The organism is Tatumella ptyseos (assembly GCF_030552895.1).
Lineage (GTDB): Bacteria > Pseudomonadota > Gammaproteobacteria > Enterobacterales > Enterobacteriaceae > Rosenbergiella > Rosenbergiella ptyseos_A.
This window is the reverse complement of record NZ_CP130649.1, coordinates 485,443-508,745: the sequence shown is the minus strand read 5'-3', so window position 1 is coordinate 508,745 and position 23,303 is coordinate 485,443. Positions and strand designations below refer to the sequence as shown.

Here is a 23,303-nt window from a genome sequence, read left to right as displayed (position 1 = left end):
CTCAACAAGAAATATTATATTAATAACCCCTTAGTTATTTTATGTTATATTATAACAAAACATAACTAAGGGTTTACCATGGCATTCACACCTCTGAAAAAAGGGCTAGTTTTGGCCTTACTTTGTAGTACACCTAACGCAGTCTGGGCACATGGCAGTCATAGCCATGTTATGAGCGCAGAAGATAAAAAGATTTCGCAAGGTGAGTTCAGTGATCAGCAGGTTGCAGACCGTCCTCTCTCTGATTGGGATGGTGTCTGGCAATCCGTTTATCCGTTATTACAAAAAGGAGCATTAGCACCGGTATTCAAAGCCAAAGCAGCCGCTCAACATAAATCTGAAAATGAGATTGCACAATACTATCAAACCGGTTATCAGACAGATATCGATAGTATCGAAATCGAGAACGGACAGGTCGAATTTATACAAGGTCAGAATAAAACCTCCTGTCACTACCAGAGTGCGGGCCATCAGATCCTGACATATCCTTCAGGTAAACGCGGAGTGCGGTATCTGTTCGAATGCCGTGATCCGGCCTCCAAAGCACCGCGTTACTTACAATTCAGCGATCATCGAATCGCGCCGCATCACTCTGATCATTTCCATATTTTCTTAGGTAATGACTCCCAGCAGGCGTTATTTAGTGAGCTCCATCATTGGCCAACTTACTTTCCTTACCAGATGATGGAGAAAGACATTATTGAAGATATGATCCATCACTAAGCTTCTAGCCACTTATCTTGTATCGCTTGGCGTTGCGATGCGGTAACGCCATATTCCTGTTCCAGCCACTGTTCAAAACTTGAATAACGCTGCTTGATAGCAGTAAATGCTGCCGTTAACCAAGCTTTATCAACCGAGAGTAAAATTTGAAAGTTTTGTCGAGCTTTGTTACTAACCTCTGCTGGCCACTGCGCCAAAGCCTGATGGCCTAGCCCCGTTAATCTACCACTGGTCGCTAAATAATCATTGATGATCACTGATTCATCACAACCCAGCAGCAATAGGGTAATCATGCAGCCGATACCCGTTCGATCTTTACCCACTGCACAGTGTTGAATAACCGTATTAGTTTCAGGATGACTCAGCGTAGCAATCAACTGATGCCAAGCCGGATTATTAAAGGGTAATTGCTGGTAGAGCTGGGTCATAAAGCGGTCAACATCCAATGCTTCAATTGCCTGCGGCGAGAATTCAACTACCTTCGCATCGACGGCAAGATCAGGGGGGTTGGCAGGGATATTAAGATAATTTGCTGCCGTGATAATCTGGTCAGGTTTCGCCTTCGCTTCATGAATATCACGATAATCAAGAATAGTAACACCTGCTAAACGGGCTAATTGCTCAGCATCCTGTGTTGTAAGCCGGTCCAACGCACTACAGCGAAATAAACAATTTGGCCGAACTTTTTTCCCCTTCGCCCCAATCAGCCCTCCTAATTGACGAAAATTAGCAATGCTTTCTAACCTAACCTGTTGAGACATAGTGGCGTTTTCTCCTTGAGAACCTAGCCTTAAAAGATAAGACAATCATCATACGACGGTTTTTCTCCCTATAAGATGATCAGCATCATAGCTTTTAGTGTCGGTTTAACCGCGAACGCTAGATAAAATAAATTGGCTGATACCTAATACAAAACACTGACTCTTTAACCCTCAATTAATTACTTATTGAATTTAGAACAAATTTTTTTTCTATCATATTCAAATTTATTCAATTTCATCACGTAACTATTTCGCCTTATGATTGGTTTTTCAACAGGAGATGCTGTGATGACACTACTCACTAAATTCAATCATGCTGTGGATCACCCCAATGCTGGGCGTTTACTTCTCAGAGTATTACTGGGGGGGTTAATGCTATTCCACGGATATTTCAAGTTAACGCACGGTGTATCGTGGATTGCGCCAATCCTTGCGGCCCATCACTTTCCAAGCTTCTTGGCTTACGGTGCTTACCTTGGAGAGATCGTCGCTCCACTCTGTATTATCCTTGGGCTCTTTACTCGGGTGGCTGGACTTATTTATGCCATTAACATGGTGTTTGCCGTAATACTTATTGCTGGCGCTAACTTCTGGCATACCACCGACGTGGGGGCCTGGGCATTGGAGACCGAGGCGCTTTACTTAGTCGGCGGTCTGGTCGTTATGCTAATTGGTGCTGGAAAATACAGCCTTTCTAAAGAGTAATTGGCTAGGGGGAAGGAGATGCTCTCACTCCCCTTCACGTATCGACACACTTCACCCCCTTGCTTGACATCATTAGGCGCCTATAATTAAACCAATCCCCTAGCCTAATGGAGTCACTCATGTCGACCAAGCGTAAAGTTCCTGGTATTCATTCTTATAACGGTCCGGCTGGCGGCTGGGGGGCATTGAAGGCTACTGCGATTGCCGTTAAAACGCAGATGGACACCTTAGTTGCGCCGAAAGCACTACTCAATACCAATCAACCCGATGGCTTCGATTGCCCAGGATGTGCTTGGCCAGACAAAAATCATCATTCCACCTTCCAATTTTGTGAAAACGGCGCCAAGGCCGTCACTTGGGAAGCCACTTCACGACGTGTTACCGCTGAATTTCTGAGTAAGACCCCAGTCAGTACCCTACTCACCCGTAGTGATTATGAACTTGAAGGCTATGGCCGCCTCACTCAACCCCTGCGCTATGATGCGGACACCGATACCTTAAAACCTGTCAGTTGGGAACAGGCCTTTAGCCTTATTGGGGAAACCCTACAGACTTTGTCACCTAAACAGGTTGAATTCTATACTTCTGGGCGGACCTCTAACGAAGCCGCTTATCTTTATCAACTGATGATCCGCGAATACGGCTGTAATAATTTTCCTGATTGCTCGAATATGTGCCACGAAGCGACGAGCGTTGGATTGCCTCACTCCATTGGTATTGGTAAAGGGACTGTATCTCTGGAAGACTTTGATAAAACTGAACTTATTATCTCAATCGGCCATAATCCTGGTACGAATCACCCAAGAATGATGGGAACGCTACATGAGGCGGCTCGCCGAAACGTGCCGATTATCGTCTTCAATCCGATGAAAGAACGTGCGTTAGAACGCTTTGCTGATCCACAAAACCCCATAGAGATGGCAACTTATCAATCGACGGATATTGCCTCGTCCTATTATCAAGTTAAAGCAGGGGGGGATGCCGCAGCGTTAAAAGGTATTGCTAAAGCGTTATTAGAGATGGATGCCGTCAATCGAGATATACTGGATCATCCTTTTATCGACGAACATACGCTTGGTTTCGAAGAATTTGCTGAGGATCTTCGTGCAACTTCCTGGAAAGCCATTGAGTCAGCCAGTGGATTAACCCTCGACCAGCTTACTCGTGTCGCTGAACATTATGCTAACTCCAAAGCCACTATTATCACCTACGGTATGGGTATTACTCAGCATGAGCACGGTACCGAAAACGTACAGCTAATTGCGAGTTTGCTGTTGATGCGCGGTAACTTTGGTAAAGCTGGCGCGGGGATCTGCCCACTACGCGGACACTCAAATGTTCAAGGTAACCGAACCGTAGGGATCTCTGAAAAACCCACTGAACGTTTCTTACAGGATCTGGACCAGTTCTTTGGGATACGTGCACCACGTGAACACGGCCACGATGCTGCAGCAGCGATGGAGGCGATTATTCGTGGAGAATCCAAGGCCTTGGTCTGTTTGGGCGGGAACTTCGCTGTCGCGCTTCCCGATCCCGAACACTGCTTCCCAGCACTCAAGGAATTAGAACTGAGTGTCCACATTGCGACTAAACTCAATCGTAGCCACCTGCTAGTGGCGAAAGAAACCCTAATCCTGCCTTGTTTAGGGCGCACGGAAATTGACAAGCAAGCCACAGGTCGACAATCGATTACGGTGGAAGACAGTATGTCGATGGTGCATGCCTCCGCTGGTAAGTTAAAACCCGCCTCTCCCGCGTTATTATCAGAAATCGCAATAGTCGCCGGAATCGCACAAGCGACCTTACCCCACTCTCGGGTGAACTACGCCTATTATGTCGAGGATTATGCGCGTATCCGCGATGCCATTGAGGCCACCATCCCCGGATTTACACACTACAACCAACGTATTGAACAACCAGGTGGTTTTCGCATGCCTTTACCGCCGACTCAGCGTCAATGGCCCACGCCCTCTGGTCGGGCGCACTTTATGGTCTACTCGGGGCTGAATGAAGATCACGCGCTGACCGAGCAGCCAGTCTTTCGTTTAATCACCTTACGCAGCCATGACCAATATAACACCACGCTTTATGGCTTAGATGACCGCTATCGAGGTGTATTCGGGCGGAGAGATGTGCTGTTTATGAACCCAGAAGATATGAGTGAGCAAGGGTTAGAACATGGCGATGTCGTGGATATCGTGACCGCGTTAACTGATTGCGAGGCTAAGATGGAGCAGATCACTGTGATTGAATATGCTATTGCCAAAGGTTCTGTAGGCGCCTACTACCCTGAGGCCAATATTCTTATCCCGTTAAGTTATCGCGACAAGCAAAGCGGAACCCCGGCTTATAAGTCCTTACCGGTCAAGTTAGTGCTGCGTGAAACGGAACCCGTATAGGGGCAATTAAGCTTTCCCCCCTGCTGCAGGCCAGAGTATTAATAAGGAATTTTTATCAGAATTGTTTAAAAATGTTTTTTTTGTGATCTAAATCTTTTTTTTGAGTATTTTTACAAAAAATTACGTTACTCTTTTGTTACGCATAGCGTTCCAATGAATGACTAATACTAAGAATAACTACGATGAAAGACGAAAAACAATTTTCTGAGCAAGGTCTAAGCAAAGAAGGGGCAGCACGTCGGCGCCTCTTTGGTCAATCAGGTGGCTTAGTGGCGAGTTTCGCCATCGGTAGCGTTCTGACGGGGCATGCCATTGCCGCGACGCCAGAATCTGCCGCAGTGACGGCCCCTGATCAACATACTCTCAATCAATTTCTCAAGGTTTCTCGCTTATTAACCGGGCACCATACGCTCGATACCACCTTAGGTCAGCGTCTGTGGGAAGCGCTTCATCAGCACTCTGCGCAATTCTCAGACCAGTATGCAGCCTTAGCGCAGTGGATCGACGAGCATAAACCTACCGATGTGGAAGCACTTGATCAACAACTACAAGGTCAACCGCTGCATGAGGTGATGATGTCTATCATCCGCGGTTGGTATCTTGGCGTTGTGGACAATAGCCACCATGCACAGGTGCTTTCTTACCAGAATGCGCTGATGTACCAGGTTCCCCGTGACGGCATGGTGATCCCAACCTATGCGCACAATGGTCCTGACTACTGGACGGCTGAGCCACCCCCGGTTGATCGTTTATTAACATTCTAAAATTTTGAGCCAACACTGTTGTTTCAGAAAAAATGTTACCGATAACTAATTCCACCTATTGGAGTTACTGTGAGAAATTTTTTTTCAACTCGCCTTCGTGCGAGTCAATTAGCCCTGAAAATTTCGGCGATCTGCCTTGGATTAGGCGGCTGCGTAGGCGTTACTCAAGCCGCTGAACAAGTGCCTGTTCAAGCGCCTTCTCCTGAACAAACGCAACAAAACCTGATTGCCAAAGGACAATACTTGGCCATCGCCGCAGACTGTGCAGCGTGCCATACCGATCCTACCACCAAGCAACCTTTTGCTGGCGGTTACGCGATCCACTCACCGATGGGCGTCATCTACTCCACCAATATCACGCCGTCGAAGCAATTTGGCATCGGTTCCTATACCGAGCAACAGTTTGAACAAGCCGTACGCCACGGTATCCGTGGCGACGGTGCGCATCTCTATCCGGCCATGCCTTATGCTTCTTACTCTGGCTTAACCGATGAGGATATTCATGCGCTTTACACTTACTTTATGCAGAGTGTTGCGCCGGTCGATACCGAGAATAAAACCACGGCCCTCAGTTTCCCCTTTAATATCCGTCAGATGATGATGGGTTGGAACTTACTGTTCCTAAAATCGGGGGTTTATGAAAACGATACCTCACAAAGTGCAGAGTGGAACCGCGGGAAATATCTGGTGGATAACCTTGAACACTGCGGAGAGTGTCACTCTCCTCGTAACCTAATGATGGCGCAGAAACAAGGGGCTGATGCGCTGAGTGGTGCGGCGTTAGGCAGCTGGTACGCGCCGAATCTGACCTCCGATAAGATGAGCGGGTTGGGTAGCTGGTCGCGAGATCAGTTAAAGCAATATCTACAAACCGGTGATGTCCCAGGTAAAGCGCAGGCAGCCGGTCCGATGGCTGAGGCGGTCACCAACAGCCTACAACATCTGCATGATGCCGATATCGAAGCCATTATCACTTATCTACAAAGCCTGCCAGCCCATGCACAGCCTCATCAAGCCAAGGCAACCGGTGATTTTGGACAAGCCTCTAACGTCGATACCGAGGTACGAGGTACCGCAGACTTAGGTATTGGTTTACCGCAGAATATGAGCGGTAAAGCGCTTTACGATAGTGCGTGTGCAAGCTGTCACCAGCCAGATGGCCAAGGTACTGCAGACCATTTCTACCCATCGCTGTCACATAACACCGCTACTGGCGGAAATACCCCAAACAACTTGGTTTCTGCCATCTTATTTGGGGTGCAACGTGAGGTGAAAGGCAAAGAAGTCTTGATGCCAAGCTTTGGACCGGACTCTCAAGTTCAGGCCCTAAGTGATCAGCAAATTGCCAGCCTCAGTAATTATATTTTCCAACAATATGGTAATCCCGATCTAAAGGTAACGCCTGAACAGGTTACCGCGTTGCGTCAAGGAGGGGCACAACCTCTACTCGCACGTGTTGCTGGACCCGCCACTATTGGTGGAGCGGTCTTAGTGGTGTTAATTATCGTATTACTGGTTATCCGCCGTTCACGTAATAAGTCCCGTGGATAAACCATTCGAATTCGCAGTGAGAGGGTGTTATGTCAGAACAATATAGTGCAGATGTCGTGGTTGTAGGCGCAGGGATCTGCGGCGGTACCGTGGCAAAAGAGTTAGCCGAAGCGGGACTCTCCGTGTTAGTACTTGAAGCGGGCCCGCGTTGGGAACGTGGAGAAGTGGTCGAAAACTGGCGTAATATGCCACCGGTGAACAAGTCAGAGTCTGACTATGCAACACCTTATCCCGCCCAGCCTTGGGCGGTGCATCCACAAATGAATCCTTACAACGAATATCCTGAGGTGTCAGGCCCGGATGCGAGCGCTTTCCGCCAAGGAATGATTAAAGGAATTGGTGGCACAACATGGCACTGGGCGGCATCTTGCTGGCGCTTCCTGCCCGCTGATTTACAATTAAAAAGTACTTACGGTGTGGGTCGCGACTGGGCAGTGACTTATGATGAGTTAGAAGATTATTATTATCGTGCCGAAGTGCTGATTGGGGTCAATGGCCCCAATGATACTTCATTAAAGTATGTCGCACCGCGTAAAAAGCCCTTCCCTATGGAGCCTATGCCCTACGGTCCGGCTGATCGTCGCTTTACAGAAGTGGTTGCACAAGCTGGCTATATCAATACTCCGGTTCCACAAGGACGCAACAGCCGCCCTTACGATGGACGTCCGCAGTGCTGTGGTAACAACAACTGTATGCCAATTTGTCCAATTGGGGCGATGTATAACGGTATCCACAGTGTCATCAAAGCAGAAAATGCTGGCGCTAAATTTATCGCAAATGCAGTGGTTTATCGTATCGATACCGATAAAGACAATAACATCACTGCCATGCACTATTACGATCCCGATAAAGTGTCGCACACCGTCACCGCGAAGACATTCGTTCTCGCCGGTAACGGTATCGAAACACCGAAGTTATTACTGCTGGCGGCCAACGATCGTAACCCAAATGGGATCGCTAACAGTTCTGGCCAAGTGGGCCGCAACATGATGGATCACCCAGGAATCCTGATGAGCTTCCAAGCGGCAGAACCGATCTGGACCGGCGGTGGATCCGTACAAATGAGTTCGATCACTAACTTCCGTGATGGCGATTTCCGCCGTGATCACTCTGCGATCCAAATCGGGATGAATAATACCTCGCAAAACCACAAAGCTGGGGTAAAAGCGCTACAAATGGGATTAGTGGGTAAGAAATTAGATGAAGAGATCCGTCGTCGTGCTGCTTGCGGGATGGATATTTATGTTAACCATGATGTACTAGCCCATCCTGATAACCGCCTGACCCTCAGTACCGAGCGTAAAGATAAGTTAGGTATCCCTTTCCCACATGTCACTTATGATGTCGGTGATTATGTGCGTCGCTCTGCGGTGCATTCTCGTCAACACCTGATGAACATTGCGAAATTATTTGGGGCAACTGAGATTGAGATGACCCCTTGGTTTAACCCAAATAACCACATTATGGGCGGAACCATTATGGGACATGATCCGAAAGATTCAGTGGTCGATAAATGGATGCGTACCCATGACCATAAAAATCTTTATATCGCGTCTGGGGGTGCCATGGCCGCAGCGGGAACCGTTAACTCAACCCTGAGTATGGTTGCCCTGTCGTTACGTGCTTGCGACAGTATTAAGAAAGAGATGCTACACGCCTAAGTCCTAATACCGCCCCAACTGGGGCGGTTATGATTTATCCCAGGTGTTCGCTCGTCGCCACCTTCTGCGGTAAACAAGTTAACAGCACACAAGCGGCAATGAAGGCTGAAAGGATGGCTATCGTGGCCACCGAATATTGTGGCGCATAAACCGCGGCGACTGTGCTGCAAAAGATTGAGAATCCCCAACTTATTAATAGCGCGTTCGGTGTAAAACGCCCTCGTCCTATCATGCTCCAAGCAATCATTGCCCCGCCAATTCCCGGTACAACAATACCCAGTAAACTTAACCAACTGACTAAAAATTCAGTGATCCCCGCGAGGGCCAATCCTGTCCCGACGGCACCGAGGATAACGGCTAAACGTTGGAAAGGAAGATTAAATAAGCTCCCCCACCCGGCTGCTGCGTTATAAAGGCCATGGGTGGCCACTGAGGCACAGTTGATCACAAAGAAGATCGCTGCAAAAAAGGTATAGCCTGGGCCGAGTTGATTAAGTAGCTGAGCAAAATTACCGTCTGTCGCAGTCAGGCTGGCCGCCACAATTCCCCCCACTAGCATGGGGATCGTATTAGCTATAGGAAAGGCTGATAACGAAGCAATCACCGCTTGAGTCGGACTTTTCGACCAGCGAGTGAAATCGGCGGTCAATGTACCTGAATCGATAAATACCGAGATCGCGAGCGTAACCCCAACCCCTAGCGCCATTGATGTCGAATGGCTAGGTTGATACGCTATGATTTGAGCGAGCGTATGGTGCTGAAAATTAAGCCCTAAACTGACTATCCCCGTAAAGATAAATAGAACTATCGAAAGAATACTGATAGGTTTTAGCATGGGTAAACCGGCGGTCGCGAGTAAGGTAAAAAGTCCCCCCACCACTACTATGGCAACCGGCTGCGAAAGGCCAAATACCTTAAAAACCGATTCTCCCGCCAGTCCTGTTTGTACGGCAAACCAGCCAACGACTAATCCTGACAAGAAAAAGGTAATCAGCTTTCCTCCCCACTCGCCAAAAAGTTGTCGGCAGATGAGGCCAAAGCTTTTTCCCTCTTTAGCGGCAAATGCGCTTAATGCTGCCACATAGCCAGCGAGAAGCAGATTACCGATAAGGATAGCTAACATCCCACGTCGAAAACCTAGCCCATTAATGATCTGTGCCCCGACAAAGGCCCCGACCATCACCATCGGAAAACCCGACCAGATAATCGCTATAGAAAAAACACTTTTGCGGGCTGCAATGGGTACGGCTTGATGCTCATATTCCTGAAATGTTTTGGTCATCTTCTCTTCTCCACCACTCAACAATAAGGAGAAGAGAAGCAATAATCATGCCGTCGTTAGACTGATTAAGGCGCTGCTGACCATGTTAACGCGGCCACCAGCATCGCTTCCAATCCAGCCTGTAACGTACCAGGCAAGTGAAGCGTAAATTGCGAAGAGTGGTTGGCAGGAATGTTCGAGACACTTTGCGTTTGCAGAGCCTGATCCCAAACCTGCGGATCTGTCCCTCCAACAAACCAGAAAACATAGGGTACTTGCCAATGACGGCCGAATTGGCTGAAATCTTCGCTCGCGGTGGCCGGTTCTGTCTCGAAACATTGCTCGGCAAAATGGGCAATAAATTGCTGTGCCAATTTCTCCGTGGCCTGAGCGTCATTTACCGTGACAGGATAACTATCAATAAAATTAATTTCTGGGTCACCGGCGCCGGAGGCATGGCTCTCGCAACTGCAGATACGCTTCACTGAACTGATCATCTTGTCGCGTACTGAATCTTTGTAACTGCGCATATTCAGTTTTAAGGTCGCCTCATCCGGTATGATATTTTCTTTCGTCCCTGCCTGAATCGAACCGATCGTCAGGACGGCGCTATCGAGAGGAGAGACCTCTCGCGAGACAATAGTCTGTAAACGCACGGCTGAATGTGCTGCCATCATCACCGGGTCGATCGCATTTTGCGGCATTGAGCCATGTGCCCCGCGGCCATGAAAGGTAACGTGTAAGCTATCGCCCGCCGTTAAAATGGCCCCCGCCCGATATCCTATCGATCCTGCCTTACCCACCATCACATGTTGCCCTAAGATAATATCTGGCTTAGGGAAATGCTCCATCGCCTCAATCATCGCTAAGGCGCCCTTACCAATCTCTTCTCCAGGTTGGAATACCAACATTAACGTTCCTTTCCAGAGTTCTCGATGCGTGGCAAAAATTTCCGCAGCACCGATTAACCAGGCTACATGCATATCATGGCCGCACATATGGGAGACTGGGGTTGGCGTTCCATCTTCAAGGGTGCCCACTGCTCGGCTCGCATAGGGTAGGCCAGTCTTTTCAGGCATAGGTAAGGCATCCATATCGGCTCGTAACATAACGACCGGTCCCTCACCGTTTGATAAAAGCCCAACAACACCGGTTACTCCGATCTTTTCGGTGACTTGATAACCAAAATGCTGAAGATTTTTAGCGACTATCGCTGCGGTTCTCACTTCTTGCATCGATAACTCAGGATGTTGGTGAAGATCTTTATATAACGCTTCGAGCTTAGGTAGCAGCGCTTGGATAGTGGGTTGTAATGCTAATAAGGTTGGATTCATCGTTACCTCGTCAATGAGAAGCCTGGGTTTAGGCTAGAAGAGTTAACAAGGATGTGAGAGTTATTGATTAAAGATATTGTTGAAGATTAACAAAAAGTGATTTAGTGACAAAACATCGAAGGAATAGAAGAGTAACCTACCGGTCGCCATCCATGAAAGGATGACGACCCATAACGCTTAGAAAATTGACAATGGATACTGAGCGATAACGCGAATTTCATTCCCGCCAGCATTGTAGTCAGAAGCATCAGATGAGACGCGTAATACTGAGTAACGAATACCTAACTGAAGATCCTTGGCGAACCCTGATGGGATCTTATATTGGATCTGGTTGAAGAACTCATGTTCATGGCCGTTACTAGAGGCCGAGGTTTTGATGTTATCGCCACGGACATAAGCCACATCATAACGAAGTCCTTCAATCCCTAAGCCCGCGAGATCGACGGAATAGGCCGCTTGCCAAGAACGCTCGTCCTCACCGTTAAAGTCTGACCAATAGGAGTTCGCTAGCCAAATAGTATTGCCGCCATCACCGATTCCGCCTTTATTACGGTAGCCACCATACATATAACCACTGCTACCGGTATTCTGTTGATAAGCAACTTTAAAAGTATGGATATCGTAGGTGTAACTGGCTGCTAGGCTCCAAATGGTATTACTGCGGCCGCTATTAATGCTTTCAGCATACGCCTTATCGAGACGAGAGTTATAACCGTTAAAGTCCCAAACCATCTTCTGTTTTTCATCGAAAGGCTGGGTATAAGTGAAACCTAAATATTGTTTGTTATCGACATCTTGCACATGAGACGCATAGGCCGAAGCGGTAAACTGGTCATTGAAGACGTATTTCACGCCACCAAAAGCGATATTATCTAAGCCTGAATCGTGGCTCTCGGCGCTTTTACGCTGCTCTGCAGTGAAGTAGCCACCCGTAATATCCAGACCATCGATCTCCTGAGAATCCAGCATAAAACCGGTGTAGGTTTCAGCTAGCAGACGAGAACTATCAGACGTTAAAATAGGTAGCGTTGGCTGTTGGGTACCGTAACTGAAAACGGTATTGGAAAAGCGCATTTTCGCCGTGGCGCCAAATTTCGCCAAATCTTTCTTCGCGCGGCCATCACTGTCTTGCGAAAAGTAGTCAATTCCGCCCGCGCCACTGCGTCCACGCCCCCCATCTAAACGGACCGCGTATTGGCCGATGGCGTCTACACCGAAGCCTACCGAACCTTGGGTAAAGCCAGAGCTATAGGTACCAATAAAGGCCTGGCCCCATTCACGGCGAGTCCGTACCCCTTCATCTTTATAGTTACGATTGATCATCGCGTTTTTAATTAAAAGATTGAGATGGCCATCTTCGATAAAACCGTTACTTTCCTGTTGAGAGGCTGCAAAAGCGGGTTGGGCGACCAACATCGCTAAAAAAGAAAAAGAAAAAACCTTGTTCACTGTGTCTGCCTATTATGTAAATTTGTATGATTTTTTATGGGTAAGTTTTACTTACTTTGACAATCTAGCATTATTGCTTAGGGAAAGTGAAATTAAGTTAAGCGATTAATCGAATTACCAGTCCGGGCCGAGTTGCCTAAAAGTGACCGACTATTTCGCGCAGCTATTTAGAACAGAGAACGCCATCCCTCCGGCACTAAGCGCGACCATCGTCGGTAGCGGCGTCTCTAATTTAGCCACATAGCTGACCGTCCCACCACAATGCACCAGCTTCTGATAACCCAAGAGAACGAATAACAGTATTAATGCCCGAGCAAGGACGTTAATTGGTAGACGTCGATGCGTTCCATCTCCTCATGGAAAAAGGAAAGTGGCTAGAGGGGTATATTGTAGTGACAAATATTATTTGAGCACTTCAGCTTCGGTTTACCGGCGCTCAAACAATGAAGCGAGTTGCTGTAACACTTTTCCATCCACCAACCCTGCATAATAATGCAGTTCCAGCCAAGCGGAGACAGCACTATAACGCGCTTCCGACAGATCCCTTTGTACCGTTCTAAGCTGTAATTCTGCATTCAGTACATCAGGATTGATACGCTCTCCCCCCTGAACACTGCTCTTGGTCGCCACTATCAAGGTCTTTTGAGTTTGCTCAGCAAGCTGATAGGCGGAAATTTTTGCTCGAGAACTGTTCAGCAAATTATAGTGTTTGCGTAGTTGTTTGCGGATTTCATTATATTGTAAATCCTTGCCGTTAATGGCTTGCTGATATTGTGCCTGTGCACGGCGGGTCGCTGCTGAGGTTCCACCACCGGAAAAAATTGGCACACTGATTTGTATACCCACTGCACCGGTGTCATAGCGCTGACGATAATTTGATTCACCGTCGGAATAGGTGTTTCTGTAGCTGGCGATGAAGGTCGCACGGGGAAAATACCCTGCCCGCTGTTTTTCAATTTCATGTTTAGCTATCTCAATAGAATGATTCAGCGCCAGCAATTGAGCATTGTGTTTTATCGCCAGTGACAGCCAGTCCTGGTAGCTATTGGATTCTGACTGCACCAACCCCGATTTTTTCAGCAGCGGGGTAAGTTCTGCTATTTTTACTTCCATCCCGGTGATTAATTCCAGCTCTTGTAGACTGAGATCCAGATTATTTTGTGCGGCGATCTTCTCAGCACTGGCTAGATTCAGCCGCGCTTCAGTTTCAAGAATATCGGTAAGTGTTCCTTCGCCAGCCCGATACAGCCGCTGGTTGAGTTGATAGTGTTCAGTGAATACACGTTGTTGGTGTTCAACCAGTTCGGCCAGTTCAGCATGATACAAGACAGCCGTATAGGCTTTGAACAACCGCAATAGTAATCTCTGCTGTTGATCTCGCATTAGCTGTTTTGCCTGTTCTGCCCCTGCAGCCCCCTGCCGGTAAACTGACCAGCTTTCATAATCCAGCAGCGGCTGGTGTAGCGATAACGACGATACATAGCTACCATATTGGCGCTCAAGACTACGATTGCCAGAAGTTACCCTGGAGTCGTTATACGACTTTTGGTAGTCATAAGTCACTTTAGGCAATAATGCCGACAGCCCGATAGACTCCTGTTCCTGGCTGGCCTGGCTGGCCTGTATGGCCGACTGGAATTCCGGATCATTCACCAACGCAAGCTGCCAGGCTTCTGTGATCCCCAACGCATGTACCGGCTGAATCCCCACCAGCATAAGCAAAAGGCAATAGTTTACCTGTTGAGAAGGTAGTTTCATCATTACTCCTCTGTAAAGGCCGATTTCAGGCGATCGGACAGGGGTTTGAACAGGTAGTTGAACAGTGAACGCTCCCCGGTACGAATAAAAGCTTCGACAGGCATTCCCGGGCGAACGTTAAAGGTTTCAATAAAGTCATTACTCTCGCCCTTAACCTGAATATAGAGAGCGTAATAAGGCTGATCGGTAGTGGGATTTTGTAACTGGTCTGCGCCGACTAACGTAATACTGCCATTAACGCGTGGGGTCGTGCTTTGATTAAAGGCTGTAAACAGCAGCTCAACCTGATCTCCAGGGGAAACTTTGTCTATCAAGTTCACCGGTAATTGTGCCGCGATCTGCAAGGGTTGCTTATCGGGGACAATCTCCATCAGTGTTTGGCCGTCCGCGACAACTCCCCCTTGCGTATGTAACGCTAGGCCCACCACTAGGCCACTGGCAGGAGCAGTAATCACTGTGCTATTGAGCTCATATTCAGCCGTACGCAAACGCTGAGTAAGATCCTGCTGAACATGTTGATTATCGAGTAATTGGCTGTGGATTTCTTTCTGGTAATCGCTGTCATGTTGAACCAAAGTGTGTTCCAATTCAGTGCGTTGTTGCTGCAATCTGACAATATTGCTGTTTTCCTGCTGCTGGGTTCCTAATAGCTGAAAATATTGTCGCTCCAGTTCTGATAGACGGTTAGCCGCTACGTATCCCTGCTCTGCCAGCGGCCGCAATCTGAGTAGTTGCTGATTAAGCAGTCGCAATTGTGATTGGTAGTTATCTACCATTGCCTGCGCACCGGAAATTTGTGAAGTCATTCCGTTAATGGCTGAACGTATGGCTATGCTTTGCTGTTGCCTCGACGTGCGGCGGCTTAGGAAAAGCTGTTGCTCTGCAGAACGTAATCCTGAGATAAACTGTGCGTCTGGTAACGTCCCTGAGTTAATCGCTTCTTCCTGAAAGATGACCTGAGGCAAATTATCTCGTTCAGCCAACAGACGGCTCAGGCTTGCTCTCGCTTCAACTAGCTGATGTAACAGATTATCCCGCAGTGCACGCGCTGACGTATCATCGAGTACGACGAGTCTCTGGCCGAGTCGTACATATTGCCCCTCACGCACATCAAGCCTGGCTATCCTTCCTCCTGACACTGACTGCACAGCCTTTCTGTTTTCTGTCACTATCACTACACCGGGAACCGTCACTCCTTTATCCAAGGGCGCCCATAATGCCCATACCAGCATCCCCGTAAAAAAGAAAGCAACGCTTGCTACACCATTGCGCACCAATCTGAGTGGCCGGGAAAATTGAGTCCTTTGTTCCGATAGTGGTTTCAGCATTTTACTTCACTCCCGGGGGCAGGTTAATGTTGTCGTGCTGTTCGAAACCCGAGGATTTTTGCCGGCAACTTCTGGCGCTGACTGATTTGGCGTACTACTACGCTGCATAAACCGCTGAGTACTGCCTGACTGGCTCATCTGCCCGTTATTAAGCAGCAGTATTTTATTACTGCTGGGTAGCAACAATCTGGTATGAGTAATGACAATTTGGGTACTGCCAGCCGCTTTTTGCGTCCTGATGGCGGCAATCAATGACTGTTTACCCTCATCATCTAGGCTGGCATCCGGCTCATCTAGTACTATCAGTCTTGGGGAGTTATAAAGTGCTCTTGCCAAGCCCAAAAGTTGTTTCTGACCACCTGAAAGTATTATTCCTGTCGGCCCCAGAACCGTATCGTAGCCTGCCGGAAGTTGCAGTATCATCTTATGGATCCCTGCATTGCGAGCTGCGGTCACTATTTTTTCTTCATCAGGATCAGAGAAACGGGCAATATTTTCAGCCACAGTACCTTCAAAAAGTTGAATATCCTGGGGAAGAAAACCCAGATAAGGTCCAAGGGTGATCGGGTCATACTGATGAATCTCTGCGCCATCCAGCCGGACTGACCCCGCAAAGGGTTGAACTGCACCCACTAATAGCCTGGCAAGCGTCGATTTTCCGCAACCGGAAGGGCCGGTGACCATCATTACATCACCAGGTTGCAATTCGAAACTAATATCACGAAGCGGATATTTAGCCAGGCCGGGCAGTTTTGCGGAGAGATTATCCACACGCAGGTTTCCAGAAGGTGGAGGCAGAGGCATAACTTGTCCGCTCGGCGGGAACTGTTCTAACAACGCACTTAATCGTTGCCAAGCTTGTTGTGCCTGCGCCCAGCTTTTCCACACTGCTATCAGTTGATCGACAGGTGCAAGCACCCTACCTGACAGGATTGATCCGGCAATCATCATTCCCGGTGTGATTTCGCCGTTGAGTACCAGCAATGCTCCTAAACCTAAAACCCCGGATTGAAGCGCCAGTCTGATAAAGCGGGTCGTTGCCGCGACCGAGGCACTTTTTTCACTGACCAGATTTTGTTGCTGTAAAAACGCCTTATGTTGTGTCAGCCATTTGCGATACATCGCCTCCTGCATACCCATTGCCGCTATGGTATCTGCCTGACGTAAACAGGTGTTTGCCTGCAGAGTCGCTGCGGCAGAGATCGATCCTGCCTGATGTATGGCATCATGTGTTAGACGCTGATTCAGCCACGCCAACAGGATTAACATAATAGCTCCGGCCAATGCCATCATCCCCAGCCAGGGATGCAGCAAAAAAATAATCAGCAGATAGATGGGAAACCAAGGCGCATCAAAAAAAGCAAATAATGCATTGCCACTGGCAAACTGCCTTAACAGGGTCAGGTCACTCAGAGATTGGGAGGAATAAGCGGTACTTTGGCGAAGAAAACTTTCAAATGCACTAAAAAATATACGCTTGTTTATTCTTGTATCTAAATATGCGCCCAAGCGAATCAACAAAATATTGCGAATCCATTCAATAATCCCGATTGAAAAAAATAACCAGACAACCATGACAGTTAACATGATAAGGGTCATTTTATTTCCGGAAGATAATACTCGGTCATACACTTGGAGCATATAAACCGAAGGAGCCAGCATAAAAATATTAATAATCACACTGAAAAAACCGATACTCCATAACTCTTTTTTACAGCTTAATACGCAACCTATTAGCTCCTTTTTTTCAGCAGTTTCAGGTGAGTTGTTTTTCATCTTTTCCATTGAACATCCATCTCGACCTTCCTTGTCGATTATCACAAACCAAAGCCTTATTACCTATCTTTATTTATTTTTAGGCTTAGGATTAACCATCTTTACTGAATACAGAAATAATGCCAAGAAAACTACTTATTGTCGATATCCCAATTGAATAACCATTAATTACTTAAGTGTTATTTTATTAAAATTCAATAAATTCATTATATTAGCTCTGCAATACAAAAAATCCCCCAGCCTCTTTCTCGGCTAGATAATTTTATATTTAAGAATTTTATGTGATTTATATTTTTTATTGAAATATACTTATTAATAACAGAGGGTCATTAATGATACTTTACTGCTGAACACTAGAATAATGAGAAGTAAGAAAATTAATTCTTGTAGAAGGAAGTTTTGTAGGGATCATGGGCCTGATATCATCGCTTTCAGCGATACAAGGTGAAAAATATTATGGACAATAACACCGAAAAAAATACGGGCTCTACTACTAAAAAACGTTATTTTATTCTGGGGAGACCAGCTGTACCGCTGTTACAATCTTTAACTTTTATATATTTTTGTGTGTATTTTTTATACACCCCATTATATTTTACCCATGCAACTAAATTCCCGGAAAAAGATGAAATCCACTATTCTGAAGGCTTGTTTACTTTTAGGCCATTAGATAGACATAGATACCAAATGGGATTAATAACCCCTGCTAAAACTGAATTTTTTTCATGTGTATCATCTTATACCGGCTCAAATACTTGTGAAGTAAACCGAATTTATTCAAAACAAATAGATGAGGAGTTAGGGAATAAGGGTAAATTTTCAAAACAAGATACCACACCAATATTATATAAAAGATGGCAAGGGAAACCGGCAAGGATTGCTTGGTTTACCCAGAGATATAATATCTTCAGTACTGACAGAAGAATTGTACAGGTAATCATTGATGGTAAAGAAGTCCTTTCACATGAAAGAGTAATCAATACTATTAACTCTGCAAAAGGAAAATTTATTGTCATCCTTTGTCTAGTAGTATCATCACCCATCATGTTTTTTGCTGCACTAATGTTAAAGAGAATAATTTTAAATCGGGACCCTTTTAGTGGTGAAAAAAATACTAAAAATTAACACTATAATAAAATTAACTATAAAACATCGCCCAAAAAATATTTTTTACTTGGTAACATTATTATAACAGCCATCACAATAATGATTTAAATAAGGATATTTAGAGTGGGAAATAAAATTATCGAGGCTGGTTTCGGCAACTTATTATCTTTCATTAGTTCGAATACAAGCATTGGCCCTAAAATTAAAAATTTCGCAGAGCTTAATGAAAATCATCAGTACGTGAAAACAATTGTAAATGCCCTACAGACAACAGGATCCACTTATGGATAATAACACCGAAAAAAATACGGGATCTACTACTAAAAAACGTTATTTCATTCTGGGAAGACCAGCTTGGCCACTATTAAAAGCTTTAACTTTTATATATTTTTGTGTGTATTTTTTTTACACTCCATTATATTTCAATTATATGACTAAATTTCCGGAAGAAGATGAAATTCACTATTCTGAAGGCTTATTTACTTTTAAGTCATTAAGTAAGAATAAATACCAGATGGGATTAATAACCCCTGCTAAAACTGAATTTTTTTCATGTCTATCATCTTATACAGACTCACACCTTTGTGAAGTAAACCGAATTCATTTCGACCAAATAAATGAGGAGTTAGGGAATAAGGGTAAATTTTCAAGGAAAGATCCCACACCAATATTATATAAAAGATGGCAAGGGAAACCGGCAAAGATTGCTTGGTTTACCCAGAGATATAATATCTTCAGTACTGACAGAAGAATTGTACAGGTAATCATTGATGGTAAAGAAGTCCTTTCACATGAAAGAGTAATCAATACTATTAATGATGAAAAAAGCAAATTTATTGTCACCCTTTGTCTAGTAGTATCATCACCCCTGATGTTTTTTTCTGCAATAATGTTAAAAAGAATAATTTTAAATCGCGACCCATTTAGTGGTGAAAAAAACACCAAAAATTAACATTATAATAAATTAACTATAAAACATTATCTTGAAAAATTTTCACTTGGGAACATTATTATAACAGCCATCATAATAATGATTATAAATAAGGATATTTAGAGTGGGAAATAAAATTATCGAGGCTGGTTTCGGCAACTTATTATCTTTCATTAGTTCGAACACAAGCATTGGCCCTACAATTAAAAATTTCGCGGAGCTTAATGAAAACCCTCAGTACGTGAAAACAATTGTAAATGCCCTACAGACAACAGGATCCGCATTAGAGAGTGTAGGGAAAATTCTTCCATGCCTGAATTCTGCTGGAAAAAAGATTCCAGTTACTTCATTAGGTCTATCAGTAGCGGGGCTTTTCACAGATCTTCACTCCATGAATAGATCCTATAAATTCGATGGAGAAATTAAAAAAAGTGATATCTATTCGGCGCTGGGGAATATTACTTCGGCTGCCAGCACTCTTGCTCTGACAGCAGCGGCTGGCGCAGTATCCGCACCAGTCGCGCTTACAGCCGCTGCTGCATTAACTGTCATTGGCGCGGTACTCACTATAGCCAGTCTAGCAGATAAAGGCACTATTCCAGACGAGTATATGGATAACATCAGAGATGCCTTAAAACCGCTCAGTGATACGCTGGGTGATGCCTACGATAATACCATAGAGTACTTGTCTGATATGTTGGATTCTGCCGAAAATGCAGTTGATGCACTGGCGGACTCTATAAATAATGCCTTGAATTCACTACTCGATTTCATCACCCCATTTTTAGAAGATGGTGCGCAGGATGCTGCCAATAGTGCTGCCGGACAAGCCGCCGAAGCGGCTGGCAATGCGGCTAACTTGGCCAGCCCGTTGATAGTCGATCTTGACAGTGATGGTGTAGAAACAGCAGAGGCCCCTGTTTACTTTGACCACGACGGCAATGGTTATGCGCAACTTTCCGGCTGGGTAGGTAAAGATGATGGTTTACTGGTACTGGACCTTAACGGTAACCATATCATTGATGATGGCAGTGAGCTATTTGGCAATAATACGATGAACTCCTCTGGTGATACGGCTAAAAATGGTTTTCTGGCGCTGGCAGATTATGACAGTAACCACGATGGAATTATTAATCACGAAGACGATATTTTCAGCCGCCTGCAAGTCTGGCAAGACCGTAACGAAGATGGCGTGACTGATGAAGGTGAGCTTCTCAGTATGGAACAGGCTGGCATTGCGGCAATTCACCTGAACTGGAAGAACAGTAAGGTTATCGATGAATATGGCAACGAGTTCAGGCAGCAAGGACAATATATAAAAACGGATGGTAGCTTAGCAGAAATCGCTGATGTCTGGTTTAGAGAAACTCTCAGTGATAGCCGAGATAAACATAACGTCGCGGTCAGTAAAGATATTGCCAGTCTACCAAATATTATGGCTACGGGTAATGTCAGTCATTTACATCAGTTAATCGCCCGTGGCGACGATGTCCTCAGAGATCTAGTGGAGCAGTTTAGTCAGCAACAAGATCAACAATTACGTTATCAATTGGCCGATAAAATTATGCGGCAGATGAGCGGAGCCGTTAATTATGCCGAAGATAGCCGCGGAACATTTATTGATGGGCAGAAGCTGTTTGCTCTGGAAGCCTTTTTAGGCAGCGAATTCAGGCAACATGGTAATCCGAATCCCTTGCCTCAAGCAGCCGAACTTCTTGAATCAGCCTACGATATTATAATGAATAACATCTATGCACAGCTAGTCGTGCAAACCCATCTGGCTCCATTAATCGATCGGGTTAACTGGCATATAGAAAACCAGCAGATCGTTACGGATCCCAGCGCGCTTATCAGCACACTACGGGATGGCGTAAACCAATCTGATCTGATCGCCCGGGATCAGCTCGTCGATTTATTGTTTGTTATAAAACACCTGGATACTGATTTTACACGTCAACTAACGACACAACTCTCGGTGGTTAGCAATGCCGAGGGGGATTCTTTTGAGCGCTTAATCGATATAGTAATGTCCGATCTTTCATCCCACCAGATAATAGGAAACTTCGGTGACGATACGCTTTCTGCCGGGGATAGAGCATCTGTGATGTATGGACTGGATGGTAATGACACACTTACCGGTTCAAAATTTGCTGATACGTTGTATGGAAATAAAGGCGACGATTACCTGAACGGCGGTGATGGCAATGACCTATATCTCTACGCCCGCGGCGACGGACACGATACCATTCGGGAAGCATCATACTCCGGCCGTAACGATCGGCTGTGGCTGAAAGATATCACCGCCGAGCAGCTAACCGTCAGCCGTGACGGGAACGATATGCTGCTGACTATTGCCGACAGCACCCCAGGCGCCGGTGACGGCGGTTCAATACGTCTGGTCAATCAGGCTGCATTTGGAGATAGCTACTTCGGCGTAGAATGGCTCGAATTTGCCGATGGTACTGCCTGGGATCAGCAGCAACTGCGCCAACAGATGTTTGCCACGGCCATGACCCCGGGCGATGACCGGATCATCGGGTCAAATATGGATGACCTGCTGCAGGGGGGACAAGGCGACGATTATCTGAACGGCGGTGAAGGCAATGACCTATATCTCTACGCCCGCGGCGACGGACACGATACCATTCGGGAAGCATCATACTCCGGCCGTAACGATCGGCTGTGGCTGAAAGATATCACCGCCGAGCAGCTAACCGTCAGCCGTGACGGGAACGATATGCTGCTGACTATTGCCGACAGCACCCCAGGCGCCGGTGACGGCGGTTCAATACGTCTGGTCAATCAGGCTGCATTTGGAGATAGCTACTTCGGCGTAGAATGGCTCGAATTTGCCGATGGTACTGCCTGGGATCAGCAGCAACTGCGCCAACAGATGTTTGCCACGGCCATGACCCCGGGCGATGACCGGATCATCGGGTCAAATATGGATGACCTGCTGCAGGGGGGACAAGGCGACGATTATCTGAACGGCGGTGAAGGCAATGACCTATATCTCTACGCCCGCGGCGACGGACACGATACCATTCGGGAAGCATCATACTCCGGCCGTAACGATCGGCTGTGGCTGAAAGATATCACCGCCGAGCAGCTAACCGTCAGCCGTGACGGGAACGATATGCTGCTGACTATTGCCGACAGCACCCCAGGCGCCGGTGACGGCGGTTCAATACGTCTGGTCAATCAGGCTGCATTTGGAGATAGCTACTTCGGCGTAGAATGGCTCGAATTTGCCGATGGTACTGCCTGGGATCAGCAGCAACTGCGCCAACAGATGTTTGCCACGGCCATGACCCCGGGCGATGACCGGATCATCGGGTCAAATATGGATGACCTGCTGCAGGGGGGACAAGGCGACGATTATCTTAACGGCGGTGAAGGCAATGACCTATATCTCTACGCCCGCGGCGACGGACACGACACCATTCGGGAAGAGTACTACTCCGGCACTGACGATCGGCTGTGGCTGAAAGATATCACCGCCGAGCAGCTAACCGTCAGCCGTGACGGGAACGATATGCTGCTGACTATTGCCGACAGCACCCCAGGCGCCGGTGACGGCGGTTCAATACGTCTGGTCAATCAGGCTGCATTTGGACATAGCCATTTGGGCGTAGAGTGGGTAGATTTTGCTAATGGTGTTAGCTGGAATACCTCTCTAATCAGTGAGTCGTCTAAACTAGAAAACTCTTCCTTCACCACAACGCCTCCTGACATTACACAGGAATATGAAGCGATGAATCTTTGTACGACTTTTTATATGTAGGTTTTACTTAC

Annotated in this window: 16 protein-coding genes; 9 read left to right on the top strand and 7 right to left on the bottom strand. The window is 46.5% G+C overall.

Annotated elements, in window-relative coordinates; genetic code table 11:
- Window positions 1-78 precede the first annotated feature (78 nt).
- Complete coding sequence (locus tag QJR74_RS02520) at window positions 79-723, top strand: ZinT family metal-binding protein (protein WP_304373045.1); 645 nt, start codon at window positions 79-81, stop codon at window positions 721-723.
- Here the strand turns inward: QJR74_RS02520 and QJR74_RS02515 are convergent.
- The gene (locus QJR74_RS02515; protein WP_304373044.1) at window positions 720-1,484 is read right to left on the bottom strand and encodes a tyrosine-protein phosphatase; all 765 of its coding nucleotides are present in this window, start codon (window positions 1,482-1,484) and stop codon (window positions 720-722) included. The genes QJR74_RS02520 and QJR74_RS02515 overlap by 4 nt on opposite strands.
- A 288-nt stretch (window positions 1,485-1,772) precedes the next feature.
- On the opposite strand from QJR74_RS02515, the gene QJR74_RS02510 reads away from it, so the two are divergent.
- From QJR74_RS02510 to QJR74_RS02490, 5 genes are all read left to right on the top strand, one after another.
- Window positions 1,773-2,189 carry a DoxX family protein gene (locus QJR74_RS02510; RefSeq protein WP_304373944.1) on the top strand — a complete coding sequence of 139 codons (417 nt, stop codon included), beginning with the start codon at window positions 1,773-1,775 and terminating at the stop codon, window positions 2,187-2,189.
- A gap of 119 nt (window positions 2,190-2,308) precedes the next feature.
- Complete coding sequence (locus QJR74_RS02505; RefSeq protein WP_304373043.1) at window positions 2,309-4,588, top strand: FdhF/YdeP family oxidoreductase; 2,280 nt, start codon at window positions 2,309-2,311, stop codon at window positions 4,586-4,588.
- Window positions 4,589-4,770: 182 nt separating this feature from the next.
- On the top strand, window positions 4,771-5,352 hold the full coding sequence (locus QJR74_RS02500; protein WP_304373042.1) for a sorbitol dehydrogenase family protein: 582 nt from the start codon (window positions 4,771-4,773) through the stop codon (window positions 5,350-5,352).
- Window positions 5,353-5,421: 69 nt separating this feature from the next.
- Complete coding sequence (locus QJR74_RS02495; RefSeq protein WP_304373041.1) at window positions 5,422-6,903, top strand: cytochrome c; 1,482 nt, start codon at window positions 5,422-5,424, stop codon at window positions 6,901-6,903.
- A 29-nt stretch (window positions 6,904-6,932) separates the two neighbouring features.
- Entirely contained in the window at window positions 6,933-8,564 is a 1,632-nt protein-coding gene (locus QJR74_RS02490) for a GMC family oxidoreductase (protein WP_304373040.1), read from the top strand.
- Between the two features lie 34 nt (window positions 8,565-8,598).
- Here the strand turns inward: QJR74_RS02490 and QJR74_RS02485 are convergent, their stop codons facing one another.
- The 6 genes from QJR74_RS02485 to QJR74_RS02460 all read right to left on the bottom strand — a co-directional run bounded on the left by QJR74_RS02485 (window position 8,599) and on the right by QJR74_RS02460 (window position 17,479).
- Entirely contained in the window at window positions 8,599-9,846 is a 1,248-nt protein-coding gene (locus QJR74_RS02485; protein ID WP_304373039.1) for a purine-cytosine permease family protein, read from the bottom strand.
- A 65-nt stretch (window positions 9,847-9,911) separates the two neighbouring features.
- Window positions 9,912-11,159, bottom strand: coding sequence for an amidohydrolase (locus QJR74_RS02480; RefSeq protein ID WP_304373038.1), 1,248 nt, complete (start codon window positions 11,157-11,159; stop codon window positions 9,912-9,914).
- A gap of 177 nt (window positions 11,160-11,336) precedes the next feature.
- Entirely contained in the window at window positions 11,337-12,608 is a 1,272-nt protein-coding gene (locus QJR74_RS02475; protein ID WP_441007625.1) for an OprD family outer membrane porin, read from the bottom strand.
- Window positions 12,609-13,034: 426 nt separating this feature from the next.
- Window positions 13,035-14,366 (bottom strand): TolC family outer membrane protein, encoded by a 1,332-nt coding sequence (locus QJR74_RS02470; RefSeq protein WP_304373037.1) that lies wholly within the window; start codon window positions 14,364-14,366, stop codon window positions 13,035-13,037.
- Window positions 14,367-14,368: 2 nt separating this feature from the next.
- A complete protein-coding gene (locus tag QJR74_RS02465; RefSeq protein ID WP_304373036.1) occupies window positions 14,369-15,694 on the bottom strand; it encodes an HlyD family type I secretion periplasmic adaptor subunit in 1,326 nt (441 codons plus the stop codon).
- Window positions 15,695-15,700: 6 nt separating this feature from the next.
- Entirely contained in the window at window positions 15,701-17,479 is a 1,779-nt protein-coding gene (locus QJR74_RS02460; RefSeq protein ID WP_304373035.1) for a type I secretion system permease/ATPase, read from the bottom strand.
- 447 nt (window positions 17,480-17,926) lie between these two features.
- Here QJR74_RS02460 and QJR74_RS02455 point away from each other — a divergent pair, with 447 nt between their 5' ends.
- From QJR74_RS02455 to QJR74_RS02445, 3 genes are all read left to right on the top strand, one after another.
- A complete protein-coding gene (locus QJR74_RS02455; RefSeq protein ID WP_304373034.1) occupies window positions 17,927-18,595 on the top strand; it encodes a hypothetical protein in 669 nt (222 codons plus the stop codon).
- A 265-nt stretch (window positions 18,596-18,860) separates the two neighbouring features.
- Entirely contained in the window at window positions 18,861-19,529 is a 669-nt protein-coding gene (locus tag QJR74_RS02450) for a hypothetical protein (RefSeq protein WP_304373033.1), read from the top strand.
- 370 nt (window positions 19,530-19,899) lie between these two features.
- On the top strand, window positions 19,900-23,292 hold the full coding sequence (locus QJR74_RS02445; protein WP_304373032.1) for a calcium-binding protein: 3,393 nt from the start codon (window positions 19,900-19,902) through the stop codon (window positions 23,290-23,292).
- The last annotated feature ends 11 nt before the right edge of the window (window positions 23,293-23,303 follow it).